The organism is Pseudomonas sp. GV047 (genome assembly GCF_003058245.1).
GTDB classification, from domain to species: Bacteria; Pseudomonadota; Gammaproteobacteria; order Pseudomonadales; family Pseudomonadaceae; genus Aquipseudomonas; species Aquipseudomonas marginalis.
Map to the genome: position 1 here is coordinate 238,185 of NZ_QCWA01000001.1, position 13,994 is coordinate 252,178.

19 protein-coding genes are annotated in these 13,994 nt (G+C 63.1%); 8 read left to right on the plus strand and 11 right to left on the minus strand.

Going from position 1 to position 13,994, the window contains the following annotated elements:
- Positions 1-12: 12 nt before the first annotated feature.
- Positions 13-645, plus strand: a complete 633-nt coding sequence (yfcF, locus tag C8K58_RS01165) for a glutathione transferase (RefSeq protein ID WP_108572764.1) — start codon at positions 13-15, stop codon at positions 643-645.
- Here yfcF and C8K58_RS01170 read toward each other — a convergent pair.
- Positions 620-892: a hypothetical protein gene (locus C8K58_RS01170; RefSeq protein ID WP_027607230.1), complete on the minus strand. Its 273-nt coding sequence runs from the start codon at positions 890-892 to the stop codon at positions 620-622. The genes yfcF and C8K58_RS01170 overlap by 26 nt on opposite strands.
- 132 nt (positions 893-1,024) lie before the next feature.
- On the opposite strand from C8K58_RS01170, the gene C8K58_RS01175 reads away from it, so the two are divergent.
- Complete coding sequence (locus tag C8K58_RS01175; protein ID WP_098479218.1) at positions 1,025-1,669, plus strand: ATPase; 645 nt, start codon at positions 1,025-1,027, stop codon at positions 1,667-1,669.
- Positions 1,670-1,703: 34 nt separating this feature from the next.
- Positions 1,704-2,036: a hypothetical protein gene (locus C8K58_RS01180; protein ID WP_027607228.1), complete on the plus strand. Its 333-nt coding sequence runs from the start codon at positions 1,704-1,706 to the stop codon at positions 2,034-2,036.
- A gap of 269 nt (positions 2,037-2,305) precedes the next feature.
- On the opposite strand, the gene C8K58_RS01185 is transcribed toward C8K58_RS01180, so the two are convergent.
- Positions 2,306-3,052: a creatininase family protein gene (locus C8K58_RS01185; RefSeq protein ID WP_027607227.1), complete on the minus strand. Its 747-nt coding sequence runs from the start codon at positions 3,050-3,052 to the stop codon at positions 2,306-2,308.
- Between the two features lie 30 nt (positions 3,053-3,082).
- A complete protein-coding gene (locus tag C8K58_RS01190; protein ID WP_027607226.1) occupies positions 3,083-3,796 on the minus strand; it encodes a murein L,D-transpeptidase catalytic domain family protein in 714 nt (237 codons plus the stop codon).
- A gap of 38 nt (positions 3,797-3,834) precedes the next feature.
- Between C8K58_RS01190 and C8K58_RS01195 the strand changes: the two genes are divergently transcribed.
- The gene (locus C8K58_RS01195) at positions 3,835-5,436 is read left to right on the plus strand and encodes a murein L,D-transpeptidase (protein ID WP_108572766.1); all 1,602 of its coding nucleotides are present in this window, start codon (positions 3,835-3,837) and stop codon (positions 5,434-5,436) included.
- Here the strand turns inward: C8K58_RS01195 and C8K58_RS01200 are convergent.
- Complete coding sequence (locus C8K58_RS01200; RefSeq protein WP_098479220.1) at positions 5,433-5,936, minus strand: AAA family ATPase; 504 nt, start codon at positions 5,934-5,936, stop codon at positions 5,433-5,435. The genes C8K58_RS01195 and C8K58_RS01200 overlap by 4 nt on opposite strands.
- Positions 5,937-6,010: 74 nt before the next feature.
- Between C8K58_RS01200 and dapF the strand changes: the two genes are divergently transcribed.
- Positions 6,011-6,814 (plus strand): diaminopimelate epimerase, encoded by an 804-nt coding sequence (gene dapF / locus C8K58_RS01205; protein ID WP_098479221.1) that lies wholly within the window; start codon positions 6,011-6,013, stop codon positions 6,812-6,814.
- Here dapF and C8K58_RS01210 read toward each other — a convergent pair.
- Together C8K58_RS01210 and C8K58_RS01215 are read right to left on the minus strand one after the other, a co-directional pair.
- Positions 6,802-7,944: a PAS domain-containing sensor histidine kinase gene (locus C8K58_RS01210; protein ID WP_098479222.1), complete on the minus strand. Its 1,143-nt coding sequence runs from the start codon at positions 7,942-7,944 to the stop codon at positions 6,802-6,804. The genes dapF and C8K58_RS01210 overlap by 13 nt on opposite strands.
- On the minus strand, positions 7,934-8,749 hold the full coding sequence (locus tag C8K58_RS01215; protein ID WP_108572768.1) for an alpha/beta fold hydrolase: 816 nt from the start codon (positions 8,747-8,749) through the stop codon (positions 7,934-7,936). Before C8K58_RS01215 ends, C8K58_RS01210 begins: the two co-directional genes overlap by 11 nt.
- Before the next feature lie 128 nt (positions 8,750-8,877).
- Between C8K58_RS01215 and C8K58_RS01220 the strand changes: the two genes are divergently transcribed.
- A complete protein-coding gene (locus C8K58_RS01220; protein WP_108572769.1) occupies positions 8,878-10,083 on the plus strand; it encodes a YgcG family protein in 1,206 nt (401 codons plus the stop codon).
- Positions 10,084-10,142: 59 nt separating this feature from the next.
- Here the strand turns inward: C8K58_RS01220 and C8K58_RS01225 are convergent, their stop codons facing one another.
- Together C8K58_RS01225 and C8K58_RS01230 are read right to left on the minus strand one after the other, a co-directional pair.
- Positions 10,143-10,568 (minus strand): N-acetyltransferase, encoded by a 426-nt coding sequence (locus C8K58_RS01225; protein ID WP_108572772.1) that lies wholly within the window; start codon positions 10,566-10,568, stop codon positions 10,143-10,145.
- Between the two features lie 18 nt (positions 10,569-10,586).
- On the minus strand, positions 10,587-11,078 hold the full coding sequence (locus C8K58_RS01230; protein ID WP_108572774.1) for a GNAT family N-acetyltransferase: 492 nt from the start codon (positions 11,076-11,078) through the stop codon (positions 10,587-10,589).
- A gap of 335 nt (positions 11,079-11,413) precedes the next feature.
- Here C8K58_RS01230 and C8K58_RS01235 point away from each other — a divergent pair, with 335 nt between their 5' ends.
- Positions 11,414-11,884, plus strand: coding sequence for a GNAT family N-acetyltransferase (locus C8K58_RS01235; RefSeq protein WP_108572776.1), 471 nt, complete (start codon positions 11,414-11,416; stop codon positions 11,882-11,884).
- Here the strand turns inward: C8K58_RS01235 and C8K58_RS01240 are convergent.
- Complete coding sequence (locus tag C8K58_RS01240; protein WP_098479226.1) at positions 11,878-12,363, minus strand: HIT family protein; 486 nt, start codon at positions 12,361-12,363, stop codon at positions 11,878-11,880. The genes C8K58_RS01235 and C8K58_RS01240 overlap by 7 nt on opposite strands.
- A 140-nt stretch (positions 12,364-12,503) precedes the next feature.
- On the opposite strand from C8K58_RS01240, the gene C8K58_RS01245 reads away from it, so the two are divergent.
- Positions 12,504-12,833 (plus strand): DHCW motif cupin fold protein, encoded by a 330-nt coding sequence (locus C8K58_RS01245; RefSeq protein ID WP_092357344.1) that lies wholly within the window; start codon positions 12,504-12,506, stop codon positions 12,831-12,833.
- A gap of 67 nt (positions 12,834-12,900) precedes the next feature.
- Here the strand turns inward: C8K58_RS01245 and C8K58_RS01250 are convergent, their stop codons facing one another.
- Both C8K58_RS01250 and C8K58_RS01255 read right to left on the minus strand, forming a co-directional pair.
- Positions 12,901-13,368 carry a copper chaperone PCu(A)C gene (locus C8K58_RS01250; RefSeq protein ID WP_108572778.1) on the minus strand — a complete coding sequence of 156 codons (468 nt, stop codon included), beginning with the start codon at positions 13,366-13,368 and terminating at the stop codon, positions 12,901-12,903.
- Positions 13,368-13,973 (minus strand): SCO family protein, encoded by a 606-nt coding sequence (locus tag C8K58_RS01255; protein WP_027607213.1) that lies wholly within the window; start codon positions 13,971-13,973, stop codon positions 13,368-13,370. The genes C8K58_RS01250 and C8K58_RS01255 overlap by 1 nt, the downstream gene beginning before the upstream one ends.
- Positions 13,974-13,994: the final 21 nt, after the last annotated feature.

The following is a 13,994-nucleotide window of genomic DNA, read 5'->3' on the forward strand; positions in this document are numbered from 1 at the left end:
AAGGAGCCCGTCATGAACCAGCCCCCGTTGCGCCTCTACGTTGATTCGCTCTACACCAGCCCGTACGCGATGTCGGTGTTCGTCACCCTGCGGGAAAAAGGCCTGGCCTTCGACCTGGTCACCCTGGACCTGGACACCGCGCAGAACCAGACGGCCGACTTTGCCCAGCTATCCGTGACCCAGCGCGTGCCGACCCTGTTGGAAGGCGATTTTGCCTTGTCGGAATCCTCCGCGATTACCGAATACCTGGACCAGGCCTACCCCGAGACCAGCGTGTATCCGGCCGATCCCAAACAGCGGGCGAGGGCACGACAGGTGCAGGCGTGGTTGCGCAGTGATTTGCTGACGATTCGCCAGGAGCGTTCGACCCTGGTGGTGTTTTATGGGCAGAAAATGCCGCCGTTGTCAGCCGACGCCCAAGGGGCAGCCCGGCGCTTGATCAGTGCGGCGCAGGTGCTGCTGGCGGGCAACCCTTCGTACTTGTTCGGTGAGTGGTGCATTGCTGACGTGGACCTGGCGGTGATGCTCAATCGTCTGATTCTAAACGGCGACAGCGTACCTGCCGAGTTGGTGGCTTATGCGCAGCGCCAGTGGCGCCGGCCGTCCGTGCAGGCGTGGGTCAACCTGCAACGTCCTGCGCTGTAGCGCTGGCCGTCATTTGCATGACGCGCCGGTCCAGGTCTTCCCAATCGGCCATGCCCAGCACCCGCGTGGTGTTCAAGCCACGCAGGTAGCCGCGCAACTGCTGGGCACTGGCGTGCACCTGGTCGGCTTCCGACGCCTCATCCAGCAGTACCTGTTCATACTCGACCAGGTAATCGGCGACCCGCTCGCGAAACTCCGGCAAGACGGCTTCGCGGATACGGTCGAAGGTTTTCTGGTGGGGCTTCATGGCGTGGTCCTTATAGGTTTTATGTGAGCACTATCGGTTCAGATAATAGTCACCATCATGCAACGCAAGTTCTGTTTTTTCAGGAAAAGCGCAAAATCGCCTGCATCGAGACGCTGTTCAAGGAAATGCGCGATGAGGACGTTGATTCAGCTGGGTTTAATGATGCTGATGCTGGGCACTGTGATCGTCAATAACGCAGCGATCGCTGATGAATTGCATGCAGGCCATTTGCTACCTATCGTCGGTAGCGTAGACTCCCTGCAGCATGCGCAATCGGTGGGGGTGTTGTTAAGCGATAACACCCGCGACAACCTCAGCTACCTTGAACGCTACCACGACATGGCCTTGAATGGCGCCAGGGATGCCCTTGACGCAGGTATCCGCGAGGCGTTCGTCAACAGCTCCGACCCGGAACTGGCCATTGATTGGTTGATCAGCTCGCTGCAGGGAACCTTTTTGTCGGTGACGGTCTACGACAACCTGGATGCCCTGGTGCAGGCTCGCCCCGATGTGGTGGTGATGCTCGATACCCATAACCAATTGCTGACCCAGCGCAACGATCAGGTCGAAGCGCGTTTTATCGCACGGTTTTATGACGCGAGCCTGCAATACATCGCCAAGGCCGAAGGCTCGGTGCACAGGCAGGTGCCCTCGGTGTGGGTGCACGACAAGGCCGCACCGGAGATTGCCGCGCGGATTGAACAGCAGCGGGATGTGCAGCTCGATGCGTTGAAGCAGTTCGATGCCTCGCTCAAGGCACTGGTTCGCGCGGGTTGATGTGAACCTTTATTTTTAGACTCAGGATTTTTTCATGCGCTCTTTTTTCGTACCGGTCGCGGCCCTGTTGCTGGCCGGTTGTGTTTCCGCTCCCAATAATCCGACCTTGACCCTGCAAACCGGCAAGAGCCCGGATGACTATGTGCAATGCCTGCTTCCCAAGCTGGAAAAGCACGGCATCACGTCGACGGTGACCCAGAACTCGCGCCACGCCAAGCTGGTGTTGACCAGCAAGATTGCCGCCGATGACGTGCTGGAGGTCTACAAGGCGGGGGACGGCGGCAAGGTGTTTTTGTACGAGCGCAAGCCGCTGGCGTCGACCATTACGCCGTCGCGGCTTGAACAGGTGGCGCAGGACTGCAGATAACCCATGTGGGAGGGAGCAAGCCCCAATGCCGGTCAGTTAAGGGACAGAACGGGCAACCCGTCACCTGTGGCGAGCGGGCTTGCCCCGCGTTGGGCTGCGAAGCAGCCCCAAAACATGGCCCCGGAGCTGTCTGGCACACTGCAGTGCTCTTATTGGGGGCTGCTGCGCAGCCCAACGCGGGGCAAGCCCGCTCACCACAGTTACAGTGCTCCTCCTTAACTGACTGGCATTGGGGCAAGCCCCCTCCCACATTTGAATCTGCATAAGGCCTAAGGTCTGGCTTCGTTGCTGAAGCTGTTAACCGTTTTCACCAGCCCTTGAGCCGCCAGTGCCACCAGCTCCCCACCTTTCTCCACCGTCGCCAGCGCCGGGTCCGAGCCCATGCGCCCGTCGGGGAAGCGGGCGCGGAAGTCCAGGGCTTCACGGATCGGCCCGGTGTTGGCGATCTGCGGGGAGTAGTCGGCCGACTTGATCGCGTCCGGATACGCCCACTGCGTCACCGCAATTTCCGAAGGCGTCGCATGGCTGCCATGGCCTACCGGGAATTGGCGGTGCGCCAGGTCAGTGACGCCTTCCAGGTCCCACCAGTTCACCAGCTTCAACGCAAACCCGGCAGGGCGACGGCCGAAGCTTGCCTCGGCGTACAGCTCGGAAAACGCCGCTTCAATCGTGGCGATATTGCCGCCGTGGCCGTTCAGGAACAGGATCTTGTCGAAGCCATGCCCGGCCAGCGAGCGCACCCAGTCGCCAATCGCAGCGATAAAGGTGGAAGGGCGCAGGGAAATGGTGCCGGGGAAACCCAGGTGGTGCTGGGCCATGCCGATATTGAAGGTGGGGCCGATGAGGATGTCGGCGTTCTTTTGCGCCTCATGGGCGATGATTTCCGGGCACATCCAGTCGGTGCCCAGCAGGCCGGTGGGGCCGTGTTGTTCGTTGGAGCCGATGGGAATCACCACCGTGCGGCTGCGTTCCAGGAACTGCCCGATCTCGATCCAGGTCGATTGATGTAGAAGCATGCGAAGCTCTCTTTTATCTGTGGGGACAGGCTAACCGCCACGGATTGTACGACTACTCGCCACCTGCTGGGGTCTGCAATTGAGGTACGTCGAGGACTTCAGCCAGCGTTGGTCGGGGTACCACGAAAACATGAACTGCCCATCCTTGAGCTTGTCCACCACCTGGCGTGCCACCTGCGGGCGCACGGCCGGGCAACCCTGGCTGCGGCCGATGCGGCCTTCGCGCTTGCTCCACAAGGGGCTGACGTAGTCGGCGGCGTGAATCACGATGGCGCGGTCGCGGGCCTGGTCATTGAACCCCGGCTCCAGGCCGTCCATGCGCAGCGAGTAGCCATGGGTGCCCAGGTAGCTTTCCTGGGTGCGGAACAGGCCCAGGCTGGATTGATGGCTGCCTTCCAGGTTGGAGAATTGGGTGGCGAAGTTTTCCCCGGACTTTGCGCCGTGGGCCACCAGGTCGCGCAGCACCAGGGTTTTCTTGCGCAGGTCGAAGATCCACAGCCGACGGGCGGTTGAAGGTTGGGAATAGTCAATCACGGCCAGGCGCTCGGAGCGTTCCTCGCCGTTATTGACCGCGCACTGCACGGCGTTCAGGGCGCTTTTCAGTACGGTGGGATTGAGTTCTGGAGCCGAGCGCGCCAGGCTGTTATACAAGGAAGGAGGGTTGCCATTGGCGGCGAGCGCAGAATTGCTCAGTAAAGCCAGGCCCATGGTGACCAAACCAAGGCGGCATATAAAAGTCAGCATCTACAGTACATCCCCCACTGTGGATTGGAGCAAAGCTATTGTTCAAAAAACACGCATGTTACTTGAGCATTTGCCTGCTCGTTGCACCATTGGTCGCCACAGCCGACGTGCTGCCGGTCGAGCCGTTGCCGGTCACGACGCCGGCGCCGGTCGAACTGGCCCCGCTGCAACAGGCGCTGGCGCAACTGCCGGGTGTCTGCCCCGGCCTTGCCGCGCAGATAGACGCTGCCGCGCAACTGCGCCTGCAGGCGTTCTACCAGCAGCAGGGGAATGGGGCGCTGTGGTCCGCCAATGATCGCCGCGAGGCACTGCACGCCCAATTGCAGCTGCTCGCCGATGACGGGCTGGACCCCACCCACTATAGTCTGCCTGCGGCGGATGCCACGGCCAATGTGCTGTGCAGCGACATCGACATCAGCCAGCACTACCTGCAAGCCCTGCAGGATCTGCATTACGGGCGCCTGCAGCAATCGCGCTTCGAACCGCTGTGGCATTCGCAGCCGCCCACCCGCGACCCCGACACCGAAGTGCTGGCCCTCGCTGCCCTCGGCCTGCAAAACATGGCGCAAGCCTTTGACCAGGCGCGCCCCAGCGCCGACCTGTACCGCAGCCTGCGCAACGCCTATTCCACGGTGCGCCTGCAACCCTTGCCCCATTGGGATCCGGTCGGCAGCGGCCCGTTATTGCGTCCCGGCATGGACGACCCGCGCGTCCCGGAACTGGCCCGTCGGCTCCACAGCGGTGGCTACCTGTCCGTGGAGCCCAAGGGCGCGGGCAAACAATATGGTCCGGAACTGGTCGCGGCGGTGAAGGCCTTCCAGCTCAGCCACTCCCTGCAATCGGACGGTGTGATCGGCGCCGGTACCGTGTCCGAACTCAATATCAGCCCGGCCATGCGCCGCGAACAACTGCGCATCAACCTCGAGCGTTTCCGCTGGCTGGCCCAGGACCTGGAGCCCGAAGGCGTGCTGGTCAATGTGGCCGCCGCGCAACTGAGCGTGTACCAGAGCGGCATCCCGGTGTGGCAAACGCGCCTGCAAGTGGGCCGCGCCGAACGCCAGACGCCGCTGCTCAAGTCACGCATCACCCGGCTGACCCTCAACCCCACCTGGACCATCCCGCCCACCATCATGCGCGAGGACAAACTCCCGGCCATCCGCCTCAACCCCGAATACCTGCGCCAGCAGAACCTGCAAGTGCTCGACGCCGAAGGCCACCCGTTGGCGCCGGAAAATATCGACTGGGCGCGCCCCGGCAATATCCTGCTGCGCCAGGAAGCCGGTCCGCGCAACCCGCTGGGCAAGATCGTGATGCGCTTTCCCAACCCGTACTCGGTGTACCTGCACGACACCCCCAGCCAACCGCTGTTCACCAAGGGCCCGCGGGCCTTCAGTTCGGGTTGCGTGAGGGTTGAACAACCGCTGCTTCTGCGCGACCTGCTGGTCAGCCCGACCGAACGCGCGCGCACCGATGAACTGCTGGCCACCGGCGTGACCCATGAATTCCGGCTGGCCACCCCGGTGCCGGTGCTGCTGGGCTACTGGACAGTGCAGGTCGACGGCCAGGGTGACCTGGTGTATGCGCCGGATATTTATGGGCGCGACCTGGTGTTGATGAAGGCGATGGGGAGTGTGCTCTAGGGCATTGCCGTGTGGGCGACGATCGATGCGACGGCCTCGGTAGCTGTCGCGGAGGCCGTGTCCAGGGTCAACACGGGTTGGTCCCAACGCTCATATTCATGCGCCGATACCGACTGCCAAGTCGGCGGCGTCAACCCAGGAATGTCGCCCGTACGGGTTTCCACCCGGCGCCGGTGTTCCTGTGCGTCTGTACACACCACCTGAATATTGACCAGCGCCACGTCTGCCGTCGCGGCCGTCGCTGTCCACGCTGCCCGGCTTTCCTCGACCGGGTTCACGCAATCGGCGACGACCCTATGGCCCAACTGCAAGTTACTCAGCGCCAGCGCATTCGCCACGCCGTAGCCGCTGGCACCGACATCACCTGCCAATACGCCCGCGTCGCGAATCGCCTGTTCGATCACATCGATGCGCAGGTAAACCGCACCGGTCTGGCGCGCCAACTCGCGGGCAATCGTGGTCTTGCCGGTGCCGGGCAGGCCGCTGAAGACGATAAGCATGCTTGACTCTCGATAAGGGTGGGTCGGTTCAGGGTATCCTCCCGTTCCCCCACCGGTCGACCCCAGGACAGCCCATGACCTTGCCGTTCACAAAGATGCACGCCCACGGCGACGATTTCATCATCATCGACCGCCGTGGCCTGGACGACCCTGTCACCCCCGAGGTCGCCCGCCGCCTGGGCAATCGCCACACCGGCATTGGCTTCAATCAACTGGCCGTGGTGCTCGACTGCGAAGACGCCGCCGCGCGCGTCAAGTTCTGGAACCCCAATGGCACGCCGCTGCAAACCTGTGGCAGCGCCACGCGTGGGGTGGCCGACCGCTTGATGCATGAAACCCGCAGCGATTCGGTTGTGCTGCGCACCGACCGGGGCCTGCTGACCTGCGTGCGGGTAGCGGATCGTCAAGTGTCGGTCAACATGGGCGCGCCGTCCCTGGACTGGTCGGCCGTGCCGCTGGCCGAGGCCATGGATACGGGTAGGTTACCGCTGGCGGGCGACCCGGCGGCGTGCAGCATGGGCAACCCCCATTGCACGTTTTTTGTGGCCGACATCAACGCCATCGATCCGGCCGCCGTCGGCCCGGCGCTGGAAATTCACCCGCTGTTCCCGGCCAGGACCAATGTGCATTTCGTGCAGGTGCTCGACCGTAGACATATCCGCCTGCGCATCTGGGAGCGTGGCGGCGGCGTGCCGCTGGGTTCCGGTTCGTGCTGCTGCGGCGCGGTGGTCAATGGCATCCGTCGTGGCTTGCTGGACGCCACGGTGCAGGTGCAGTGCGACGGCGGTACGGTCACGGTGCACTGGGACGGGCAGGGCGGTGTGGTGTTGACGGGCAGTGTGGAGCCGATCATGCAGGGCAGCGCCTACCTGTTCTGAAACATCACCGTGAAGGTGGTGCCGGCCGTGGCACAGGAACTCACCGCTACATCGCCGCCATGGACCTTGGCCAACTCCCGCACGATATACAGGCCCAGGCCCACGCTGCGCACGTCGCTGCCCTGGTCGGTGCCACGGGTCATGGGCTCGAACAGCCCGGCCAGCAAACCTGCCGGAATCGCCGTGCCGTGGTTGTGCACCGCCACTTCGCAAGCGCCGGCACCCAGGCGCGAGGTGATGGTGATCGGTTGTTGCGGATCGCCATAGGCCACGCTGTTGGCCACCAGGTTGCCGATGATTTGCTGCACGCGATCGGCATCCAGGCAGGCGTCGCCACGGCCCTGTGCGTGATGCTTCAGCGTTGCCTTGGGGAACGCCACGCGCAGTTCGTCCACCGCGCGATGGATCACCTCGTGCAGGTCCAGCGGCGCCGCCTTGATGGTGATGCCCTGGCCGACCCGTGCCTGGGTAAAGTCCAGCAGGTCGGCGATCATCCGTTGCGCGCGCTCGGAGGACTGGCCGATGTGCCCCAGCAGTTGGCGCTCCTTGGGCGTGCGTTCGCCACGGCTGAGAAAGTCCGAGGCCATGCGGATCGCCGTGAGCGGGTTTTTCAGGTCATGGCTGACAATCGCGACCATCTGCTCGGCAAACAGGGCGCGCCGCTGGGCGATGGCATAGGCCTCGTTCAGTTCGGCCTGGGCTTGTTGCAGCGCGACTTCGGTGGCGGTTTTTTCCTGCAACAGCGCTTCGGCCAGGTGGCGCGCGTTGAGCAGCTCGCGCTCGTACTTGTCGCGGTCGGTGGTGCCGAACAGCGCCAGGTCGTACACCACCGAGCCGGCCTGTTCGCGTTTGTTGCCGTTGAGCAGCACGGTCAGCTTGTGGCCGTCGCGGTGCAACAGGTCCAGCTTCACCTCGGTGACGCTGCCGTGCATGCGCAGCATGGGCGCCAGGTGAGTCTGGTGGAAGATCCTCCCGCCCATGCTCAGCAGGTCCTGGAAACGCCGGCCCTGCAGCTCGGCGATGCTGAACCCCAGCCAGTCGCTGAAGCGTGCGTTGGCCTGCAGGATCGTGCCATCTTCCGTGGTGACGGCCAGGGCGCAGGCGGCGCTGTCGAACAGATCAGCCGGCACGTGCTGCCATCCACGGCGCGAGGAAGGCATCCATGGCCGCCGCGCAGGCCTGCGGCGCGCTCATGTGCGGGCAATGGCCGACGTTGTCCACCAGGCAATAGGTGCTGTTGGGCAGCACGCTGTGCAGGTATTCACCCACGGCCACCGGGGCGATCAGGTCGTCACTCGATTGCAGGATCAGCACCGGGGTGGGCAGGCCGATCACGTCCTGGCGGTTGTCCGACATAAAGGTCACGCGCGCGAACTGCCTGGCGATCTCCGGCTCGGTGCGGCAGAAACTCTCGGTCAACTCGTCGCTCAGCGCCGGTTGGTCGGGGGCTCCCATGATCACCGGGGCCATGGCGCTGGACCAGCCGAGGTAGTTGCTGTTGAGGGTGTCGAGCAGGTCGTCGATGTCGGCGCGCTTGAAACCGCCCACGTAGCCATCGTCATCGATATAGCGTGGCGACGGGCCGATCATCACATGGGCGGCGACACGGCCGGGGGCCAGGCGGTCGGCGAGGGTGCCGATCATGGCACTGACCGAGTGTCCCACCAGGATGACCGGGCCCTCGGCAAAGGCCTCGATGATCTCGTTCAAGTCGCGGGCATAGCCGTCCAGCGCGCTGTACTTGGCCTTGTCAAAGGCGTTGAGGTCGGACAGGCCTGCGCCCGTCAGGTCATACATCACCACGCGAAAACGCTCTTTGAACTGCGGCGCAAGGCAGTTCCACATGGCCTGGTTGCAGCCGAAACCATGGGAAAACACCAGGGTCGAGGGCCCGTCACCCATCACGTTGACGTTGTTGCGCTGGAGTAGGCCCATGGGGATCTCGAAGTTATGGCGTATTGCTAGGTGTGCTGCAGTTTAGATAGTCGATGGCTTTGGGTCACGCGTTATAGCGCCGATAGGGTAAAGTCGGCGCCTTCAGGAAGAAACTTCAGGTAACAAACATGATGCGGTGGTTGCGGCAATCCGTCTTGAGTCTGCTGGTATTGATGTCCGCCGGCCTGTTTATCACCGCCCAGGCCGAGACGTCGCCCATCGGCGTAGCCCTCGACCAGCGGGTGATCGACCTCACCAACACCCTCGACGCCGCCACCATCACCCGTCTGCAAGACCAGCTCGCCGCCCTTGAGCAGCGCAAAGGCGCGCAGGTGGCGGTGTTGCTGGTGCCCACCACCCGTGGCGCGAGCATCGAGGACTACGCCAACCAACTGTTCCGCGCCTGGAAACTGGGGCGCAAGGATGTCAACGACGGCATCCTGCTGGTGGTGGCCAAGGACGATCGCAAGGTGCGCATCGAGGTGGGCTACGGCCTGGAGGGCACGGTGACCGACCTGCTGGCCCACCGGATTATTGAAGAACACATCACCCCGGCCTTTCGCCAGGGCGACTATGCCGGCGGTGTCGAGCAGGGCGTGAACGACCTGGTTGTCCTGGTGGATGGCGGTGACTTGCCGCAGGTGGCCGGGCACGGCGGCAGTCTTGAGGCGCTTGCGGTATTGCTGGCGTTCGTGTGCGGTGCCGTCGGTGGCGTGCTGGTTGCGGCGCGCAAGCTGGGCTGGCGGGGGGCGTTGATCGCCACGGCAGTCGTTACCGTGGCGCTGGTGGTATTCGCCGGTGGCCGGGAATGGCCGATGTACCTGCTGGTACTGCCGCTGACCCTCCTGATCGGCGGCGCCACCTTCGGCGCCTTGTGGCTGGCGCGCACGGCGTTCTACTGCGTGATAGGGCTGTTGGCCTACATCGCCGGGGTGGTGATCGCCAACCGGTTCGTGGAAGTCAGTTATATCCATTGGCTGGTGTGGCCGTTTGGCGCGGCGTTGGTGCTGGGCTTGTACCTCGGGTTGTTCTTCGTCATCAGGGCATCCTGGAAAAAGCGCCCGCGCTTTTTCCTCCTGCGTGCGCTGGCAGTCATGGCCATCTACGTCGCTGCGGGGACACTGCTGGGGCACGGGTATCAGGGCTGGATCGTGGCGATTCCAGTGGCCTCCTTCGTGGCGTTTATCGTGTTTGTGCAGAGCATTGCCAGTTCCGGCTCGGGGTCCGGCTCGGGCGGTGGCTCCGGTTCGGGTTCCAGCGGCTCCAGCTCCAGCAGCAGTTCCTCGGGGGGCGGTGGTTCCAGTGGCGGTGGCGGGGCGTCGGGGAGTTGGTAACCGGCGGTTGTTCGGCCTGACGCCAGGCTGCAAACGGCTGCCTGGCAAAGCCCTGGACGTTACAGCCGCTTGGATAGAAACACGCGACTGCTGCCTGCCGGTTCACACGGGACCTCCCCGAACCGCACCCACCCATGCTTTTCATAAAAGCCCGGGGCCTGAAAACTGAGGGTATAGAGCACCGCGTTCGCGCAGCCGCGACGCCGGGCTTCGTGCTCAAAGGCGTGCAGCAACCGGCTGCCCAGGCCCGTGCCGCGCAGGGCCTCGGGCAGGTGGAACAGGTCGAGAAAAGCCATGCCCAGGGTGGTTTTGCCGGTGATGCCGCCGACGGTCTGCCGGGTATCGGGATCTTTGAGCAATACCGTCAGTGGCAGGCGGTCGTTGTAGCCGGCGATACCTTCGTTGAACGCAGCCAGGCCGCTGCCGAGAATACGCTCGGCGTCGGGATTGGCCTGGTCGCTGACTTCAATAAGCGCTGCGGTCATTGCAAAACCCTCCGTGGGTTAAAGCGTCATCAGCATTTCATGCCAGGCCATGCCGCCATGATCCGAGGGCGACGGCTGGACATAGGTGTAGCCCATGCGGGTGTACAACGGCACATGCCGTTCCTTGCACATCAGGTGAATCGTGCGCTTGCCCATCGCGCGCATGCGCTGCACGAACTCGCTCATCAGCACCTTGGAATACCCCTTGCCCTGATGTGTCGGGTCGACCACCACCGACATGATCACTACATTCGGCGCCTCGGCCGAATGCCCCACCAGTTCCTTGAAGGCCTCGTCCGACATCATCACTTCGTGGGCGCAGCCGCCGTTGATAAAACCCACCACCTCGCTATCGGCTTCCAGGATCAAAAAGCCTTGCGGGTATAGCGCAATACGCGTGGCGATCTTTTCCAGGGTCGCGGCTTCGTCGCCCTCGTAGGCGGTGATTTCAATCTCGTAGCAACGGGCGGCGTCGGCGGGGAGGGCGTTGCGTAAGGTGAGGGCGGGCATAGGCGTTTCCTGGGGCGTTGAGCGAAAGTCCACATCATAACGGCCTCGCTGGGACTCTGCGCAGAACACCGATCGAAATTGTGGGAGGGGGCTTGCCCCCGATGGCGGCGTGTCAATCAGCCCATCTATAACTGATCCACCGCTATCGGGGGCAAGCCCCCTCCCACAGTTTTGTCTGCGCCAGGCTTGGTGGTGGGTGCTGTTTTCGATGTATGTTGGTCAGGGGCACGGCATTCAAGAGGCAGTGTGGAGCCCGCCAAAGCGGGAGCAAGCTCCCTCACCTCCGTTATTCATTCACCCGGGCGGGCAACGGAAATCCATGAAGGAAGGACCCCATGCTGGAAATAAAACGCGCCACCCCCACCGACGCCAACGCCGCTTTTGACATCCGCCGCGCAGCCATCCGCAGCCAATGCATCGGCGCCTACACCGCCGAACAAATGGCGCTCTGGACCCGTGGCAAGGCCGAGGACGGCTACAGCGCGCTGATGGACAAACCGTTCTACCTGGGCTGGTTGAACGGTGAACCGGTGGCCACCGGCATGCTCGACCTGGCCAACAACGAAGTCGGCGCGCTGTTCGTGTTGCCCGCATTCACCGGACGCGGGTATGGCAAGGCGATGCTGGATCACCTTGAGCAGGTCGCGCTGGAACTGGCGATTGAAGAGGTGGTGCTGGACGCGACGTTGAATGCCGCGAGTTTTTATCGCGCGTGCGGCTACGTGGGCGATGAACAGGCGATTTATCACTCGCCGTCGGGGTTGCAGTTGGCGTGTATTCCGATGAAAAAACACCTGCATCAGTGACGCAAATGCACGCGCAAGTTGCCGATAACCTGCGCGAGTGAAGGCCCGTGGATCACCGGTGGGATCAGGCTCTCACCAAACTCCCGCCACACAAACAGCGTCAGTTCCGCGCCATCGGTGAGCGTTTTTGCCAGGTCCTGGGAACCCAAGCCTTGCAACCGCCGATAGCGCTCATCCCGCCAGAATGCTTCCTCCACCCAGTCATACACCGGGATGAAATGAAAGTGCAGCGGGAACCCCGGCAGATGCCCATAGCGGCTGATATACAACCACTTGGGCTTGAGTTGCGCCTCCATGACCCGCTGGGTTTTCGCCAGCAGTCCACCCAGTTCGGCCAGCGCTGCATCCGACATGTCGGCGAGGGAATCAACAGGCGCCTTGGCACCCAGCATCAGGTAACCCGGCAGCTTCGAAGCCAGGTGATGGTTGAGCAGCCAGTGCTCGGTCTCAAACAGGATATAGGCGGGGTCGATCTGCATCAGCGCGCGTCCTTGGGAGCAGGGTGGGCAGGATAACAAGCACGCTCGCCTGTATCCCACAAAACCATGGGATCTGTGTCTATCGCGCACGTTGTCAGGTGGATAGCCTCAGGCCACGTTAACTGACGACCGAGCAAACCATGGAACTCACCGCTGTCCCGTTTGGCATCACCGACTGGTCCACCCTCGAACCCGAGCTTCACCCCGGCGTCAGCGGCAGTGCCTCATGGCGCACCTGCCACTTCGGCACCACCCGCGTGCGCAGGGTGGATTACAGCCCCGGCTACCTGGCCGATCACTGGTGCCGGCGCGGGCATGTGCTGCTGTGCCTGGAAGGCGAGTTGCACACCGAGCTGGAAGACGGCCGCCGGTTCACGCTGACGGCCGGGATGAGTTACCAGGTGGGCAATGACATGGAGGCGCATCGTTCCTCGACGAGTGTCGGGGCGAAGCTATTTATCGTGGATTGAAGGGGGACCTTTGTGGTGAGGGAACAAGCTCCCTCACCACAGGAACAGGCCCCCCCAATCCGCTGCATCAATGCATCTTGCTATGGTCCATGCCATCCAGCCCACGCGCCGTGGCCTGAACCTCAACGGTCTGCTTCTCGCCCTTGGCGTTCTCCACGGTCAACGTCAGCGGCACCTGGTCGCCTTCCTTGATCTGGCCGGTCAGGCCCATCAGCATCACGTGGTAGCCGTCCGGGTCGAGCTTGACCGCCTTGCCCGCCGGCAGGGCCACCGCGTCCACCGGGCCCATGCGCATCACGTCGTCCTTCATGCTCATTTCATGGATTTGTACGTCCTTGGCCACCGGCGAGGCCACGCTGAGCAGCTTGCTGTCGCTGTCGGCGGTCACGGTCATGAACGCGCCGCTGGACGGTTGGCCCGGCACCGAGGCGCGCACCCAGGCGTCGGTGACTTGCACCTGGGCGCTGGCGTGGGCGGCGAAACCCAGCAGGGCGAGGCTGAGGGTGAAGCGCTTGAGGTGTTGAACGGCAGTCATTAGCAGACCTCCATGACGGTGAGCAGGTCTTCTGCGCACTCTTTAGCGGTAAGGGATGCCTGCAACCCCAGGCGCAGGTTGCCACGGGTGTCGAAGACAAAACTGGTGGCCGTGTGGGACAGGGTGTAGGTGTCGCCGGCGGGGATCTTTTCATAGAAGATCCCGAACTCCTTGGCGGCCACGGCGATTTCTTCCGGGGTGCCGTACAGCGCTTCGAAGCTGGGGTCGAAGGCCTTGACGTACTTGTCGAGGATCTGCGGCGTGTCGCGTTCCGGGTCCAGGGTGATAAAGATCACCTGCATGATCTCGCCGTCACGGCCCATCAGTTTCTTGGCCTGGGCGGCGCGGGCCAGCGTGGTCGGGCACACGGCCGGGCACTGGGTGAAACCGAAGAACACCACCGGCATCAGGCCACGGTAGGAACTGAGGGTGACGGTGTCGCCCTCGGTGTTCTTGAGCTTGAAGGTGCGGCCCATGATCTTGTCGCTCAAGTCCTTGCCGTACTTGAAGTTCAACTTGGGGCTGTTGTCACAACCGGCCAGCAGGCCCAGGCCCAACAGGCCCATGCCGGTCAGGACCTTGCGGCGGGTGAATAACGTACTCATCAACGGTGCATCCTGTGAAAC

Excerpts from the sequence above, each read along its gene's own strand:
- C8K58_RS01185 (WP_027607227.1), bottom strand. The coding sequence starts at position 3,052 with ATGCTTCTACATCAATCGACCTGGATCGAGATCGGGCAGTTCCTGGAA.
- C8K58_RS01225 (WP_108572772.1), bottom strand. The coding sequence starts at position 10,568 with ATGACCGCAGCGCTTATTGAAGTCAGCGACCAGGCCAATCCCGACGCC.
- C8K58_RS01180 (WP_027607228.1), top strand. The coding sequence starts at position 1,704 with ATGCGCTCTTTTTTCGTACCGGTCGCGGCCCTGTTGCTGGCCGGTTGT.
- yfcF (WP_108572764.1), top strand. The coding sequence starts at position 13 with ATGAACCAGCCCCCGTTGCGCCTCTACGTTGATTCGCTCTACACCAGC.
- C8K58_RS01175 (WP_098479218.1), top strand. The coding sequence starts at position 1,025 with ATGAGGACGTTGATTCAGCTGGGTTTAATGATGCTGATGCTGGGCACT.
- C8K58_RS01220 (WP_108572769.1), top strand. The coding sequence starts at position 8,878 with ATGATGCGGTGGTTGCGGCAATCCGTCTTGAGTCTGCTGGTATTGATG.
- C8K58_RS01215 (WP_108572768.1), bottom strand. The coding sequence starts at position 8,749 with ATGGGCCTACTCCAGCGCAACAACGTCAACGTGATGGGTGACGGGCCC.
- C8K58_RS01240 (WP_098479226.1), bottom strand. The coding sequence starts at position 12,363 with ATGCAGATCGACCCCGCCTATATCCTGTTTGAGACCGAGCACTGGCTG.
- C8K58_RS01230 (WP_108572774.1), bottom strand. The coding sequence starts at position 11,078 with ATGCCCGCCCTCACCTTACGCAACGCCCTCCCCGCCGACGCCGCCCGT.
- dapF (WP_098479221.1), top strand. The coding sequence starts at position 6,011 with ATGACCTTGCCGTTCACAAAGATGCACGCCCACGGCGACGATTTCATC.
- C8K58_RS01170 (WP_027607230.1), bottom strand. The coding sequence starts at position 892 with ATGAAGCCCCACCAGAAAACCTTCGACCGTATCCGCGAAGCCGTCTTG.
- C8K58_RS01245 (WP_092357344.1), top strand. The coding sequence starts at position 12,504 with ATGGAACTCACCGCTGTCCCGTTTGGCATCACCGACTGGTCCACCCTC.
- C8K58_RS01190 (WP_027607226.1), bottom strand. The coding sequence starts at position 3,796 with ATGCTGACTTTTATATGCCGCCTTGGTTTGGTCACCATGGGCCTGGCT.
- C8K58_RS01200 (WP_098479220.1), bottom strand. The coding sequence starts at position 5,936 with ATGCTTATCGTCTTCAGCGGCCTGCCCGGCACCGGCAAGACCACGATT.
- C8K58_RS01255 (WP_027607213.1), bottom strand. The coding sequence starts at position 13,973 with ATGAGTACGTTATTCACCCGCCGCAAGGTCCTGACCGGCATGGGCCTG.
- C8K58_RS01250 (WP_108572778.1), bottom strand. The coding sequence starts at position 13,368 with ATGACTGCCGTTCAACACCTCAAGCGCTTCACCCTCAGCCTCGCCCTG.
- C8K58_RS01235 (WP_108572776.1), top strand. The coding sequence starts at position 11,414 with ATGCTGGAAATAAAACGCGCCACCCCCACCGACGCCAACGCCGCTTTT.